Consider the following 16,419-nt stretch of genomic DNA (forward strand, 5'->3'; position numbering starts at 1 on the left):
AGAACATGAAAAAACGACTATTGAGTGCATTCATGGCGCTGGCTCTGTGCCTGACGCTCCTGCCCGCACCCGTGCGAGCGGCGGAGGATACGCCGGAGAGCGGCGCCATCGTGCAGCAGGAGCAGCAGGAGGAAATTTCGCCCGCCGTATCCGAACAGGCTGGAACGAATGAGGAAGAGAACGGTTCAGAGGGTGACCCGCAAAATACCGGTACCCCTGACGCCGGTGGCGCTGAGGACAGTAAAGCAGATGCGCCCGAGAGCGGCGAGGATGAAAACGCCGGGAACAATGCGGACGCGGCGGTATCCGCTGTGCAGACGATGATCGATGCGCTGCCCATCGTGAGTGAGTTGGACGGCATGACCGCCGACGAGCTGGACGCAGCTTATGACGACATTCAGGCGGCGTATGATGCTTATGAAGCACTGAACGCAGAGCAGCAGGCGCAGATCACCGGCGCAGACTTCGAGGCGCTGCTCGGCTGGTTCAACAGCCAGACCGCGCTGTTGGCGGACGCACAGTCCGGCGAGCATACCCACTGTGTCTGCGGCAAGGACAGCGGTACAACGGTCAACGGTCATACCCATAACAACAGCACAGCATGGACGGCAGCCGATTCCCTGCCCGGTACTGCTGGCAGCTATTATCTGACGCAGTCTGTAACGGCAGACTGGACTGTACCAACGGGCGAGGTCAACCTCTGCCTGAACGGGCAGACGATTTCCGGCAGTATCACGGTCGGCAGCGGCGCGACGCTGACGCTGACCGACTGCACCGGCACGGGCAAGCTCCAGGGCAGCAGAAGCGGGAGCGGCGTGTCCATCAACGGCGGCACATTCAACCTCTATGGGGGCACGATTACCGGCTTTGTAAACGGTGTAGAGATTGGCTCACATAATGACATTAAGACTGGCTCGTCCTTTACCATGTATGGTGGTACGATTACCAGTAATGAAGCAGGCAGCAGCGCCGGCGGCGGTGTGTTCCTTATCAGCACGACGAACTCCAATGTCACAGCGCCGAGCTTCACCATGCATGGCGGAACCATTTCCGATAACACCGCAGGCGCATCCGACGGCGGTGGCGGCGGCGTATATGTGGGTGAGAAGTGCAGCTTCACCATGGACGGCGGCACCATCACCGGCAACACGGCAACCGCCGGCAACGGCGGCGGCATCTATATCCACTTTAACGCCGGCAATGTTTCGATCTCCAACGCCACGATCACCGGCAACAAGGCGTCCGCCACGGGAAATACAAGTTATGGCCACGGGGGCGGCATTTATTCGGAGAGAGGGGTAACCGTCAAGAATGTGACGATCACCGGAAACAACAGCACCTATGAGGGCGGCGGCATCTATGGAAAGGGCGCTATTACCCTCACCGATGCTACCGTTACCGACAACTCTCAATATGACGTTTACTACGACGGAAAGGAAACAACAACTCCTGAGCTCACTGTTTCCGGCTCGGTGAAGGCCGGTTATTACGCCAATTATGCTTGGAAGCTGCCCATTCTTGTATCAGGCGCATTGAGAGAGGATTCGGTCATCCGTGTGGGCGTGCGTGAAGGCATAAATCTTGGGGCCATCGCCGAACCGGCAAGCGGCGTGACGCTCCGCGCCGAGAACTTCAAGGCGGATGCCGCCGACTGCGTGACCAGCCTGGGCGAGGACGGCAAGGTCTATCTTGTGCCCTGCACGCACGAGATGGACGATACCGGCTACACCTGCAAGAAGTGCCATACGCAGTTCGATGCACGTATAGGCGAGAGCGCCTATTATAAGACGCTGACGGAGGCGTTTGATGCAGCCAGAGGCAGCACCGTGACGCTGCTGCGGGATGTGACGCTCACAGGAAATTGCTCTGCTACCGACTTCAAAACGCTGGATCTGAATGGCAAAACTGTCAGCACCAAGAATAAATACATTGGTGTCGGAGGCGGGAACAAACCCAATACTCTGACGGTCAAGGATTCCGGAACAGGCGGCGGAACGCAGGCGCTTGATGTCACGTTTTACGTTTCCTCCAACGGAACGCTTGCAGTCGACAACTCCTACACCGGCAAGATTTCGCGCGTGGAGCTGCAGGCCGGCGGCACATTGGAGCGCTTTGGCGGCGAAATCGGCGAGTTGGTTTTAAGCAATGTTGCGTATGGCTCCACAAGTACGGGCTACGGCCTGAAGCTGTGGAATGGCAATACAAACGCCTGCACCATCGGCAAGTTCACGGATAACACGACGAGCAAGAGCCTCACCGTTAAGGACCTGCTGAAAACCAACCATGCAAAGTGTGAACTGTACGGCGAAAACAGCGGTACATGGAGCGTCGTTGATAAGAGCACCAAAATTGCAGAGTTGACCGGCTATACAGCGTACAAGGTACAGTTCCCGGAGTGCGTCCATCAGTGCGCCGATGACAGCAACCCCGTATGCTCTGTGTGCCACAAGAAACTGTATACGAAGATCACCGCCAAGGCCGCTGACGGCACGACCAAGACTGCCTATTTCACGGAAGACAGCGCGCTGGAAAACGGCTATGTAGAGGCCATCCAGACCTTGAACGGCTGGAGCAATGAGGGCTGCACCGAGCCGACGCTGACCCTGCTGCTGGATATGTATGCTTTCGACACCTCCATGCCGCTGACCGGCACGCTGACGCTGAAGGGCGGAACGCACACCGCCAAGAATGTGACGGTCGCTGAAAACGCGAATGTGACCTTTGCCAGCGGCAGCTATCGAGGTGCGACCATCGACGGCACGGCGACGGTGAAGGAGGGTGTCACATTTACCGACGCCTCCGTCGAGGTGAATGGCACGCTGAACGCCAAGGGCGGTACCTTCAATGGTCCTGTCAAATTCAAGGGCAGCAGCATCGCGAACATCAGCGGCGGCAGCTTTAATAATGAAAAGAAATATGGCGGCGTTACGTTTGACTACAATGTCACGGGGACGATCACCGGCGGCACGTTTACCTTCGCGGATTTTTACACCACCAAAGTCAAGCTCTCCGGCGGCACATTTACGATGATCAAAACCAACGGCGACCGCAAACTCGCCGACCTGCTGGCGGAGGGCGCGGCGTATTACGGAGCAAGTGATAATCAGGCTGTGACCAATGATGGAGTGAATACGCTGGAAAATGTCAAGGTCGTGTCGCATACGCACAACGGCGGCACGGACGGCAAGGGCATTTGCAGTGTCTGTAAGAAGCAGATGGCGGCGTCGCTGACCATCGGCGACAAAACGAGCTGGTACGCGGGCTTTGCCACTGCCATCGAGGCGGCGAACGCGGCGAACGGCGAAAAGACCATCACGCTGTATCAGGATGTGAATGGCTATGCCGACGGGCATTCGACCACCTATGAGCTGACCCGCGGGCCGGTGACGCTGGCGACCGGCGGGAAAAAGGTCACGAGAGTAGTGCTCATCGCCAAGGGCATTTCTCTGACGGTCACGGACACGGGCAGCAACGGAGGCTTCAATGTGACGGTGGACGGCAAAGGCGCGGAATTGACCGTCAACGACGGGAATACGGAGCTCGCCATTGTCACGGCGCAGAACGGCGGAAAGCTTTCGCTGAGCAACGGCACCTTCAGCCGTGTGGATGTCATGAACGACGGCAGCAGCGCCAGTCTCAGCGGCGGCAGCTACGGCGAGATCACGAGCGGCACCGACTATGTCAAGCCCTATGCGCTGCTGGCGAAGGGGTACGCTTACAAAAAAGAGGATAACACATGGGTCTCCAACGCCAATATAGGCCTATCAAAAGTCACCGTTGAAAAAGCGCCCTTCGAGGTCGAGAAGATCTATCCGAATAACGATACGAACTACACCGAAAACTCGGCGTTTGCGACGGACGGCAACATCACGCTGACTGCGGTGATCAAGCCCGGAACGGAGAATGTCAGCTACCAGTGGCAGCTATTTAGAGAATCAGACAAAGATTGGCTCAGTAGTCAGTATTTCCACACAGTGAATAATGCGACGCATACCGGGGCGGGAAGCAAGACGCTCTCCATCAGCAATCTGCCGGAAAACAGCAGCTACCAATACCGCGTTCATGTGTGGAGCGACAACGGCTACCAGTGCGACAGCGAGCCGTTCACCGTGACCCGGCATCAGCATAGCTGGACGTACACGGCAAGCGGCGCGACCATCACCGCGAGCTGCACAGACACGACTTGCACCAGCCCGAACGGCGGCAGCGTGACCATCAACGCACCCGCTGCGGATACGCTGACCTATAACGGAAAACAGAAGGCGGCGACGGTGACAAGCAGCGACTGGAAGGGCGTTGCTATCGACACAATCGCGGTGGCATACGCGCAGAATGGCAAGACGCTGCCCTCCGCACCCACTGACGCGGGCGAGTACACCGCCAGCATCACGGTGGGCGAGGGCAATAATGCTGCCACCGCCAGCGTGAAGTATACCATTCAGAAGGCCAATCCGGTGGTGACCGACTGGCCGACGCTTTCTGCGCCGGTTTATGTCAACAGTGAAGCGACCCTCACCGGCGGCAGCGGCGAAGGCACCTTCGCTTTCAAGGCAGATGCTGCTAAATCTTGGGACAGCGCAGGCAGCAAGACCACCACGATCGTGTTTACTCCCACAGATACCAATAACTACAATGAGCTGACTCAGGACTGCCCCGTAACGGTTGTCAAGCGTACGGTAAAGAACTGCAATACGCTGGTTGGCATTACGGATAAGCCCTGCGGAACGGCGCAGGATGAGCTGGGACTGCCCGGAACCGTGACGATCACCACGGTGGATGGCAAGACATTTAATGATATCCCCGTCACATGGAGCGGTTATGATCCGAATACGCTGAAGGAACAGACGCTCACCGGAACATTGGATCTTACTTCGATTGCTGGCGAGGTGGAGCAGCCCAGCACGCCTGTGGCGGCGCAGATCAAGGTCAAACTCACGCAGAAGCACTTCAGCGGCATTTCGCCTGAGGCTTATGATGGTGTGTATGACGGTAAAGCACACGGAATCACCCTCACCGGCGTGCCCAGTGGCGCAACCGTAAAATACGGCCCAAGCGCAAATAGCTGCACACAGGACAGCCTGACCTACACCAACTTCACGAATGGTGCAAAGATCGTATATTATAAGGTCTCCAAGTCCGGCTATGCGGATGCTTCCGGCTCCGCCTGGGTAAATATTACCAAACGCCCCCTCACCGTTACCGGCATTACGGCAAACGACAAAGCCTATGACGGCAATACCAATGTTGTGCTGGATTACAGCGCGGTAACCCTTGTCGGTGTTCTGAAAAATGACACCTTAACCGTTACTGCCACAGGTACATTGGAAAGCGCTGGTGTCGGTAAGCAGAAAGTAACGATTTCCGATTTGACGCTGAGCGGCGATTCTGCCGCCAACTATGTGCTGGCTAAAAGCGGAAATCAGAGCGAAACCACTGCCAACATCACCGCCAGGGAAGTCACCGTTACCATTACCCCGAACGGCGGCACTTACGGCAGTGTCGTCGCCGCCGCTGCCAAACTTACCGGCGCTGTGGACGGGAAAAACGTTCCTGTAACGCTTACCTACACCGGCAACGGATACAATGACACAGCCGTTCCCATTAATGCAGGCAGCTACACAGTTACAGCCTCGATTGCCAACAGCAATTACACGCTGACCGGAAATACGACTGCCACGTTTGTGATTACCCCGAAGGCTGTTACCGTTACCGGCATTACGGCAAAAGACAAAGTTTATGATGGCACGAAAAACGCGGACATCTCCAGCGTGACCTTCGACGGCGTGACCTTGAAGCAAGGCACAGACTACAACGTGACCGCCAGCTTTGAAGATGCCGGTGTGGGCAGCGGCAAGAACGTCACTGCCACAGTGACCCTGATCGGACAGGCAGCGCAGAATTACGCCCTGGAGCAGAGCAGCTTCCCTACTACTGGCAGCATCACCAAGGCCGCTGCGCCTGACTTCACCAAGGAAACTGCGCTCGCCATTATAAACGGCTACAAAAAGACCTACACTGTGACGCTCCCCACCCTGCCCACGCCGGAAAAGCCCAAAGAGTATGGTGCACCCACCTATGAGCTGGGCGAGATCAAACTCAATGACGGCTACTACACCGGCGGCGCGAAGGTGGAAAACGGCGAGCTGACCCTGCCCATTCAGAAAAATGACGTGAAAACCACCGGCTCTGTGGGTACAGCGACCGTGGTAATCAAGAGCACAAACTATGAGGACATCACTCTGACTGTCAAGGTCAACGCGGCGAACAAGATCGAGCCCACGCCGGGCGGCGAAATCACCGCAACGCCGATTACCTACGGCGATACACTGAGCAACAGCAAAATTTCGGGCAAGATGAAAGACCCCGACACAGGAATAGAGGTCAAGGGCACCTTTGCGTGGCCGTATCCAAACGATAAACCCAAACAAACCGGCGATTACAAAATCTCTTGGATATTCACCCCGGACGAATCCTACGGCGGCATTTACGCAGCCGTAACCGACCCCGTGAAAGTCCACGTCGCCCCCAAGTCCATCGAGGGCGCAACCATCACGCTGGAAAAAGACGAATTCGCGTACAAGGCGGCGGAACAATCGCCGAAGATCACCCGCGTGACGCTGGAAGGCTGGTCTGAAACCATCACCTACCGTATTGTAAGCGGCGACAAGGCCACCAATGCCAATGACAGCATTCCCCTGACCATCGAAGGTACCGGCAACTACACCGGAACTGCCACGGTCGAGTGGAAAATCACGCCAAAAACCGTGACGCCCACGATTGAAGTCGCGTCCTGCACCTACACCGGCGATGCGCTGAAGCCGACCGTCACCGTTAAGGACGACATCGGCAACATCATCGACCAGAAGGAGTACGAGATTTTCTACAGCAACAATACCAATGCCGGTACTGCGACTGTGACCATCAAGGACGCTGACGGCGGCAACTATGTTCTCAGCGAGGCCAGCAAGACCTTCGAGATCACCAAGGCTGCCGCACCCACGGCAGCGGCTGGCTCGCTGACCATCACCAACGGTCTGCACAAGACTTATTCCCTTGACCTCTCGACGCTGCTGCCGAAGCTGACGGCTCCCTGTGACTACGGCACGATCGCCTATGACAAGAAGGTGGATACCACTCTGGGCAGTGGCACCTTTGTTACCCTTGTAAACGGCAAGACCGGTGAGTTGACGCTGGAAGCAAACAGAAGCGCCACGGACGAAGGACAATTCGGCGCGATCACTGTTACAATCTCCACGAGCAACTATCAGGATATCACCCTGACCATCCACGTCAGCGCGAAGAACAGGATCACTCCCACCGGCACACCGACGCTGAGCAAGAACGCCATCACCTACGGCAACGCCCTGAATACCATCGCTCTCTCCGGCAAGCTCCATGATAATGTCAACAACGTGGATGTCGATGGAACCTTTGAATGGGTGGACGGCACGCATATACCCGTGGTTGGGAACGGTACCTATGCAGCCGAGTGGATTTTCGAACCGACTGACACTGAGAAGTATTTAACGGTTTCGGGAAGATCGAATATCACTGTCGAAAAGGCTCAACAGTACGGCAAGGTCAGCATGGCAGGCTATACTTACGGTCAAGCGCCCAGCACACCGACCTTGACAGACCGGACTGGTGACGCGAATGCTCAAGTGACCTACAGTTATGCCGCGGCGGGCAACGGCTCTGTTCAGACGTGGGATATTCAGAATCCGCCCGCGCTGAACGCCGGTACCTACCGTATGTACGCCAGCATTGGTGATACGGATAACTACTACGGATTTGAAGCTGTGCATTGTGAATTTGTGGTAGCGAAGGCAACACCGACCTACACAAAGCCCACCGACCTGACGGCAAAATACGGTCAGACGCTGGCGGATGTGACGCTGCCGGACGGCTGGAGTTGGACGGATAGCAGCGAATCTGTGGGCGGCGCTTCGACTGCCGCCAAGACCTTCCAGGCAAAGTTCACTCCGAAGGACACCGAAAACTACAACACAGTGGAGAACATCGGGCTTGAAGTCATGGTGAACAAGGCGGATGGCGGCAGCCTCAAAACGGTCGAGCTGGAGCAGAAGTACACGGACGCCTCGGATCACACCTACACGCCGGACTGGTCGGAGATTCCCACCGGGCAGACGTGGAGCTATAACAGCGAATACAGCGTCAGCAACGGCTCGAAGGCTACGCTTACCAAGCAGGATTTCGCGGCGGACGGCAGTTTGCTGACCTATGCGATCTCCGGCGGCAAGGCGGGTGACAAGATCACCATCACCCTGAAATCCTCCTGCAACAACTACGAGGATTTCACCATCACCCTGACTATCACCCTGACAGAAAAGGACGATCAGCAGGCACTGCGCATTACCGGCGGAACCACCGTGGTCTATGGCCAGACCCTGCAGCTGGGCACCACCGGCGGCTCCGGCACCGGGGCTGTGACCTACGCTGTGACCAACGGCACCGGCGAGGCAACCATTGACGCCACCGGCAAGCTGACTCCCGTCAAGGTTGGTACCGTAAAGGTAAAGGTCACCAAGGCGGCGGATGCAAGCTTCAACGAAGCGACCAGCACAGAGGTGGAGATCACCATCACCAGAGCGACCCCCACCGGCGCACCCAAGTACACCGCTATCACCACCAGCGGCAAGACGCTGGCAGACGCCGGCTTGACCGTTACCGGCAGCACGCTGAACCCCAATGCCGGCACGCTGGTGTGGGTGGATAACGCAGGCAATGTCCTGCCCGGTACCACCGCTGTGGCGGCCAATACCACCTACAAGTGGCTCTTCACTCCCACCGACGCCAACTACACGACGCTGACCGGCTCCATTGAGCTGTATCACAAGTCCAGCAGCAGCGGCGGTTGGTACTACACCTACTACACCATTAAGGCAACGGCCGGCACGAACGGCTCCATCTCTCCCTCCGGCTGGACCTCCGTCCGTGACGGATGGGATCAGACCTTCACCATCACCCCGGATAAGGGCTACGCCGTAGCCAAGGTGCTGGTGGACGGCAAGAGCGTGGGTGCTGTGAAGTCCTACACCTTCAAGAATGTCACGAAGGATCACACCATCGAAGCCATCTTCATGAAGTCCAACGGCAACCCCCAGACCGGCGTATTCGTCGATGTAACGGAAGGCAGCTACTATGAGGAAGCGATTGATTGGGCAGTGGAGAAGGGCGTCACCAACGGCGTGAGCAGTAATATGTTCGCTCCCAACGATCCCTGCACCCGCGCGCAGATCGTCACCTTCCTGTGGCGTGCGGCCGGTTCTCCCGCCCCCAAGAGCATGAGCAGCTTCACGGATGTTCCCGCTGACGCCTTCTATGCCAAGGCTGTTGCCTGGGCGGTCGAAAACGGCATCACCAGCGGCACAGGCGAGGGCAAGTTCAGCCCCAATTCTACCTGCACCCGTGCGCAGGCGGTGACCTTCCTCTATCGTGCCTCCGGCAGCCCCGCAGTCAGCGGCAGCGCCGAGTTCAGCGATGTGGCAACCAACGCCTATTATGCCGACGCAGTGGCATGGGCAGCGAAGAAGGGCATCACCACCGGCATCGGCGGCGGACTGTTCGGCTCCGACAACGATTGTACCCGCGGTCAGATCGTGACCTTCCTCTGGAGGGCCATGGCTGAGTAAATCAAGCAGCTGCCAGATCATCCATACGCTGGCATAATTCCACAACAGGCAAAGGACAGCGCGGCGGACGGTCAACAACACCGGCCTCCGCGCTGTTCCTTTTTCGCCACAGGAAACTCTGTACGCCATTCACAACCCATGAGCCATGCCGCCTTCCCACGCGGCAGGAGAAAACAATATGAAAAAGATCACTCGATTTCTGTTTTGCACCTTCGTCGCCATTATGCTGATGGGGACGGCAATCAGTGCCACCGCTTGTCATCAGAAGGAGGAGTATCCCAGCGTACCCGAAGTGACCGAGCCACAGCCCACCGGCGAGATCATCCCCACCGTGGATCGGCAAAAGGAGCTGGAGGACGCAAGGAAGAAATACGCCGACGCCGTGGCGTGGCTGTATATGCCCGGTGCCGAGGTGGACGACCCCGTGGTGCAGGCGAAGGACAACGCTTACTACCTGCAAAAGGACGAGAACGGAAACTACAGCGAATGGGGCTGCTACTACGCCCACTGTGACAACCGTTTGAGCAGCCGGAGCAAGCTGGACAGGAATACCGTCATCTTCGGTCACTCCGCCAGCAACTGTGACCCAGACGGGCCAAAGCTCACGAAGCTCCATCGGTATATGGATGCGGACTATGTGAAGGAGAACCCGTATATCTACCTTTCGGTGAAGGGCGAGAATATGGTCTTCCAGATCACGGCCTGCTTCATCACGGATATTGACTTTGATTACATCGCTCCCGACCCCACGGGTGAGGAGCTGACAGACTTCTTTGAGCAAGTGGCAAGGAAGAACTGGCTGGAATTTGACGGTGTAACCTTCGGCGAGGAGGACACCGTGCTAACCCTTTCCACCTGCTGCCGGAAGTACGATGAGTACAATACCGGCAACCAGCGGCTCGTCCTCATGGCGAAGCTGCTGCCGGAGGGTGCTATAGCGCAGGACTTCACCGTGCGCCTTGCTCCAGAACCGGAGATGCCTTAAAAAGACCAAAACGGAATACGATACCCCCCTGAAAAAGATCCGGCAGGCGTTCGACTGCAGGCGGTGCGGCGGTCATAAGGGCTGACGCACCCCCTGTCCAAGCTAACGGAACAACCATCATGTCGAAAGCGGGAGAGATTGCTGTATCGCAATCTCTCCTTTTTTCTGCCGTGATCTCCCGGCTTATCCGTAGGCGCCTCACTTGCACGGCAATGAAAAAACATTGGCTCAATGCCAGGACAGGCGGTTTTTATGGGGTATCCTCACATCCGCGGTACTGTCGTCGCTGCCGAATGGCAGCCTTCCTTCATTCACCTATGGCCGGGCATCGGATGCCCTGACTTTTTGCGGCCTTTTGAGGATACCCCGCCTCCGTCCGCCATTATTACCCTCGAATATCCTTATGCTCACAGCGGTGTCGCTGTGGGCTTTTTTGCGCCCTGTGCGCGCCCCCGCTGCCGTAGCCCTCCACCCGTTTCTGAGATTTGCAGCCAACCAAATTTTAGAATACGGAGGAACCATATATGGGCTTTAATTACGCGGCAGAAAAGAAGAAGTTTGAAACGCTGTGGGCAAGACTCCGGCGTGAGTATAGGGCGGCCGGGATGTCCGATACCGCCATCCAGAAGATGCATGACTTCGATTGGGAGGTATTCAAACAGGAGAGAATCTATCGCCTTCATACGCAGGACTTGGGCATCGGTATCTTTGACGAGCCTTCCGCCGATCAGGAGGACAAGTCCGCATTGATGAAAAAGTTTCTGGAATCGGTCAGCCGCTGGGACGATTACACGACGGCGTCAAGGTACGGCTGGATCGAAGAAGTCGATGATCCGTCGATCTACAAGCAGCTTCAAGCATTGAGGAAGGCAGACCTTGAGCTCTTGACCCTCATTGCAGTGGATGGGTTTTCTCAAACGGAGATTGCAGCCGTTTTGGGGTGCTCCCCGCAGAACATTTTTGGGCGTCTTAAAAAAATACGAAAAATTTTTCAAAAGTGATTGAAAAAATCGCGTTCTCGCTGCCTACCACATGAGGGGATCTTTTTCATGATCCCTCTGAACCTTGAAAAACACCGCCCAGGCGGTCATATCCGGTGACTGGAATACCTTTGCTGACGGCGCGAGCGTCAGACCGGGTGCGCGAGGACCACCTGTGCGGAGCATGATCCGCATATTAGGACGGCCAATGGAAGGTGCGGAGCGATACCCACCCAGGTCAAATGCGGCTTTGGCAGGCTGCTTCGCCATGACCCCGTCAGCTTACAATGATACTCCTGTACGCAGCTTCGAGAGAACCTCGGAGGGGTGAAACTCCCGTGACGCGCGCCAGCGCGGTTCCAGCCGCCGCCCTTGCCTGGGGAAGTAGTGTCGAATACAGGCAGCAACGCAAGAGCAAGAAGGCCGCTCCGCAGGGAGCAGTTCCGCCCTGATACGGAGCGGCCTTTTCTGCTTTGCGGCAGAAGTATGGGGATCGTCCACCTCCTCTTTTTTCCCGCCATCCTTTCTCTTCTCTCTTTCAATCCTCTGAACGGCCTGCATTCCCCCCCTCCTTATCCCCTGGACGATCCTCATATTTGTGCCGTAAGGCAAAATCCAGAAAAAGAGGTACCGATATGGATCAGAATGTCAATTATTACGGCATCATCCTTCTGCTGCGCCAGCTTCGGGAAAGCGGCAGCTTCAGCGAAAAGGAGCTGCGGAGGGTGGCGGCACGGATCGCCGCGGACAGCGGCGCGGACATCATGATTTCTCTCTGATTTCCTTCATCTTTCAGTAGCTTTCTGAACAAGGTTGTGGTAGTGTTTGTGTTGCAAAAAAGGAGGTGAGCAGGCATGGCGGAAAAGCATCTGACAGACGGCACAACGGCGCTGGCAGCGCAGCCCCGCGTCATCAAGATCGAGGCGGCGGAGAAGCCGGAAAACGCGCGGCTGCGGGTAGCGGCCTATACCCGCGTCAGCTCGGACTCCGATGACCAGCTCAACTCCTTCGCGGCGCAAAACCGCTACTACGCCGAGCTGATCTCCGGCAAGGCTGAATGGCGCATGGTGGATATCTACGCCGACGAGGGCATCACAGGCACCTCCGCCGCAAAGCGGGAGGACTTCCAACGCATGATGGCGGACTGCCGCAGAGGACTCATCGACCAGATCCTCGTCAAATCCATCTCCCGCTTCGCCCGGAACACAAAGGACTGTCTGGAGGCAGTGCGGGAGCTGAAGGAGCTGGGCGTCAATGTCCGCTTCGAGCGCGAGGGCATCGACACCGCCAATGTGAGCAGCGAGCTCATCACCGCCATCTACGCCGCCTTCGCCCAAAAGGAGAGCGAATCCATCTCCGGCAATATGCGCTGGAGCTATCAGCGCAGGATGGAAAGCGGCGAGTTCAACACCTGCCGCGCCCCCTGGGGCTTCCGGCTGGACGGGAAAAGCCTTGCCGTCCACGAGGAGGAGGCCGAGATCGTGCGGCGTATCTTCCTCGAATACCTCTCCGGCAGGAATCCGCGGGAGATCGCGGAAATCCTGAACGCCGAGGATACATCGGGACGGATATGGAAATACAAGGCTGTGGATTACATCCTACAAAATGAGCGTTATGCAGGCAACGCCCTGCTGCAAAAGCGATACACGACCGCCACCCTCCCCAAGCGGCAGAAGATCAACCGCGGGGAGCGCGAAATGTACTATGTGGCGGATAGCAACGATGCCATTATTCCACAGGAGCTATTCGACCGCGCAAAAGAACTGCGGCAAAGACGCAGCGTCGGGCAGGCGGTCACTCATGGAAGGCTCTGCGTCCGGATGCGCTGCTCCTGCGGCTCCCGCATCCGGGCAAAGCGGGTCAATGGCAGATGGTACTGGTGTTGCTGCCGACACGATGAAAAAGGCGACTGCACCATCAAGCCCGTGCCGGAAGCGCAGACGGATGAAGCCTTCTGCCGTCTCTTCTATAAGCTCAAGCATCAGAGCCTCCCCATTCTGGAGCGGATGCTCGAAACCCTCCGGACGATCCGTGATTGCAGGCTGCTCTGGAGCGAGGACATTGTTTCCCTCAACAAAAAAATATCCGAACTCTCCAGTCAGAATCAAACGCTGGCCTTCCTCAAGCAAAACGGCCTCGTTGATCCTGACATTTTTATATCCAAAAGCAACGAACTGACCCGCCAGCTCCGGCAGGCCAAGCTGGACAAAGAGAAACTTATGGCTGCCGAGGGGGATGCCACCGCCCAGCGGACGCGGGAGCTGATAGCCCTGCTGGAGGATGGGCCGGACTTCCTCGACCGCCCAGACACAGAGCTGTGCGGCGCGCTCGTTGCGGAGATCATCGTGGAGAGCAACGACACCCTCCGCTTCCGCCTGCATAACGGGCTGGAGCTGCGGGAATCCATTGAGAGGACGGTGCGATAATGGGAAACCGAAAGCAGCCCTTCGGCTACCGTATGACGCTGGGCGAGATCACGATCCTGCCGGAGGAGGCGGAGCTGGTGCGGTTTATCTTCCAAGGCTACAGCACGGGAGCTACGCTGGGTGAGCTGACCAAGGCACTCTGCCGACAGGAGATCCCCTACTATGAGGGGCGGACATGGAACAAAAACATGGTCTCCCGTATTTTAGAGGACAGCCGCTATGTCGGCGAGAAAGGCTATCCGGTGCTCATCGAGCCGGAGCATCTCCGCGCGGCAGCGAAAAAGAGAACGGCAAGAGCCCGCCCGCCGCAGAAAACGCCCGCGCAGAAGGCCCTGCGGCGGCTGTGCGGTGCGCCGCCCTCCGAGCGGGTGGAGAAGATCGTCGCCGACCTGCTCAACGAGCTCATACGCTGCCCCGACCGTGTCCAGCCATCGGCATCCCAAGTGGTCGGCACTGCCTGCGGAAAAACACGGGAGGCGCTGACCTCCGCGCTGGAGCGGCAGTCCATCGATGAGGACAACGCCAGAGCGCTGCTCCTTCAACTGGCGGCAGAGCAGTACGACGCTATTGGAAACACGGAATACGAAACTGTGCGGCTGCGGCGGCTGCTCACCGGCCGCAAGCCCATAACGGAGCCGGATGCGGAGCTGCTGCAAAGCACGGTGTCAAAGGTGCGTGTGACGAACAACTGCGTGACCGTGACGCTGAAGAACGGACAGACCATAGAGAGGAGAGATCAGCTGTGAACGAAACCGCCCCAAGAGTCATTAAGATCCCCGCAAAGCCGGAGTCGGTCCTGCAAGCGGAGCTGCAAAGACAGCTCCGAGTCGCCGCCTACTGCCGGGTCTCCACCAAGGAGGAGGATCAGGCAAACAGCTACGAGGTGCAAAAGGAATACTACACCGACAAGATCATGTCCAACCCCGCGTGGACCATGGCGGGCGTCTTCGCCGACAAGGGCATCACCGGCACCTCGGTGAAAAAGCGCGAGGACTTCATGCGTATGATCCGCCACTGCCGCCAGAGGAAGATAGACGTCGTCCTCACCAAATCGGTCTCCCGCTTCGCCCGCAACACGGTGGACTGCCTCTACTACACACGGGCACTCAAGGAGCTGGGCATCGCCGTCATCTTTGAAAAGGAGAACATCAATTCGCTGGAGGAGGACAGCGAGCTGCGCATCACACTCTCCGGCGCCTTCGCGCAGTCCGAGAGCGAATCCATCTCCGCCAATGTCACATGGGGGAAACGCCGCGCTATGGAGAGCGGAAAGGCGACCATCCAGTACAAATACCTCTACGGCTACCGCAGGGGTGCGGACGATAAACCGGAGATCATCCCGGAGGAGGCGGAGGTCGTCCGCTGGATCTACGAGCGATACCTCGCCGGGGCCAGCACACGGATGCTGCGGGACGAGCTGCATGAGCAGGGCGTGATATATTCCGAAAAGTCACCGCAATGGACGCTGCCTCATATCAAGAGCATCCTGCGGAATGAGAAATACTGCGGCGATGTGCTGATGCAGAAGACCTTTCAGCAGGATGTCATCAACCGCAAGGTCATCAAAAACACAGGGCAGCTCCCCATGTACCTCATAGAGAACCACCACGAGGGCATCGTCAGCCGTGAGAAGTACAACGCGGTGCAGGCGGAGATGGCGCGGCGCAAGGCGGCAAAAAGCCCCTCTAAGAGAGCCTCCACCGGTCTTGCCGCCTACACCAGCCGCTACGCACTCTCAGACCGTCTGGTGTGCGGCGAGTGCGGAACGCTGTACCGCCGCTGCACATGGACGCGCCCCGATGGAAAGCGCGTCGTGTGGCGCTGTGTGAGCCGTCTGGACTATGGCAAGAAATACTGCCACAGCTCGCCCACGCTGGACGAGGTGCCGCTCCAGCAGGCGATCATAGCCGCCCTCAACACCGTCCTGCCGGACTTGGATGGCCGCATCCGCCAAATCACGGAGGCGTTGGAGGTGGAGGTCATCCCGTTCCCTGGCAGCGGCATGAGCCTTGGTGACATCGACCGCAGACTGACGGAGCTGGAGGCACAGTTCCAAAGGCTGCTGGAAAAGGCGGCGGATGATCCCATCGCCTATGGGGATCAGTTCATGGAGATATTGGACGAGCAGACCGCGCTAAAGGAACTGCGGGTCTCTATCCTTGCCGAGAATAAGGAACACGCCGAAGCGGATCGGCGCATCAGGGATGCCGCGGGGATGCTGGAAAACGCCGTGCCCCACATCGCGGAATGGGACGAGAGTGCCGTCCGACAGCTGGTGGCGCAGGTGAAGGTGCTGTCCAAAAACGAGATCAGCGTGACGCTCAAGAGCGGCATCGAGATCCGCCAGAGCATATCAAACTAAGATAGGAGATGGA

The 16,419-nt window shown here is 57.6% G+C and carries 7 protein-coding genes; all 7 read left to right on the forward strand.

Going from position 1 to position 16,419, the window contains the following annotated elements; genetic code table 11:
* Positions 1-5 precede the first annotated feature (5 nt).
* The 7 genes from PY311_RS09310 to PY311_RS09340 all read left to right on the forward strand — a co-directional run bounded on the left by PY311_RS09310 (position 6) and on the right by PY311_RS09340 (position 16,406).
* Positions 6-9,653 (forward strand): S-layer homology domain-containing protein, encoded by a 9,648-nt coding sequence (locus PY311_RS09310; RefSeq protein WP_286148411.1) that lies wholly within the window; start codon positions 6-8, stop codon positions 9,651-9,653.
* Between the two features lie 178 nt (positions 9,654-9,831).
* Entirely contained in the window at positions 9,832-10,638 is an 807-nt protein-coding gene (locus PY311_RS09315) for a class B sortase (protein WP_286148412.1), read from the forward strand.
* Positions 10,639-11,162: 524 nt separating this feature from the next.
* Positions 11,163-11,639: a sigma factor-like helix-turn-helix DNA-binding protein gene (locus tag PY311_RS09320; RefSeq protein ID WP_286148413.1), complete on the forward strand. Its 477-nt coding sequence runs from the start codon at positions 11,163-11,165 to the stop codon at positions 11,637-11,639.
* A gap of 614 nt (positions 11,640-12,253) precedes the next feature.
* Positions 12,254-12,397, forward strand: a complete 144-nt coding sequence (locus PY311_RS09325; protein ID WP_172678064.1) for a hypothetical protein — start codon at positions 12,254-12,256, stop codon at positions 12,395-12,397.
* Between the two features lie 75 nt (positions 12,398-12,472).
* Positions 12,473-14,044: a recombinase family protein gene (locus PY311_RS09330; RefSeq protein WP_286148414.1), complete on the forward strand. Its 1,572-nt coding sequence runs from the start codon at positions 12,473-12,475 to the stop codon at positions 14,042-14,044.
* On the forward strand, positions 14,044-14,790 hold the full coding sequence (locus PY311_RS09335) for a recombinase family protein (RefSeq protein ID WP_286148415.1): 747 nt from the start codon (positions 14,044-14,046) through the stop codon (positions 14,788-14,790). The genes PY311_RS09330 and PY311_RS09335 overlap by 1 nt, the downstream gene beginning before the upstream one ends.
* On the forward strand, positions 14,787-16,406 hold the full coding sequence (locus PY311_RS09340; protein WP_286148416.1) for a recombinase family protein: 1,620 nt from the start codon (positions 14,787-14,789) through the stop codon (positions 16,404-16,406). Before PY311_RS09335 ends, PY311_RS09340 begins: the two co-directional genes overlap by 4 nt.
* The last annotated feature ends 13 nt before the right edge of the window (positions 16,407-16,419 follow it).

This window comes from Neopoerus faecalis (assembly GCF_029218125.1).
GTDB classification, from domain to species: domain Bacteria; phylum Bacillota; class Clostridia; order Oscillospirales; family Oscillospiraceae; genus Oscillibacter; species Oscillibacter faecalis_A.

What these genes read in the sequence shown, in the direction of transcription:
- PY311_RS09310 (WP_286148411.1), top strand. Translation starts at nt 6, where the DNA reads ATGAAAAAACGACTATTGAGTGCATTCATGGCGCTGGCTCTGTGCCTG.
- PY311_RS09315 (WP_286148412.1), top strand. Translation starts at nt 9,832, where the DNA reads ATGAAAAAGATCACTCGATTTCTGTTTTGCACCTTCGTCGCCATTATG.
- PY311_RS09320 (WP_286148413.1), top strand. Translation starts at nt 11,163, where the DNA reads ATGGGCTTTAATTACGCGGCAGAAAAGAAGAAGTTTGAAACGCTGTGG.
- PY311_RS09325 (WP_172678064.1), top strand. Translation starts at nt 12,254, where the DNA reads ATGGATCAGAATGTCAATTATTACGGCATCATCCTTCTGCTGCGCCAG.
- PY311_RS09330 (WP_286148414.1), top strand. Translation starts at nt 12,473, where the DNA reads ATGGCGGAAAAGCATCTGACAGACGGCACAACGGCGCTGGCAGCGCAG.
- PY311_RS09335 (WP_286148415.1), top strand. Translation starts at nt 14,044, where the DNA reads ATGGGAAACCGAAAGCAGCCCTTCGGCTACCGTATGACGCTGGGCGAG.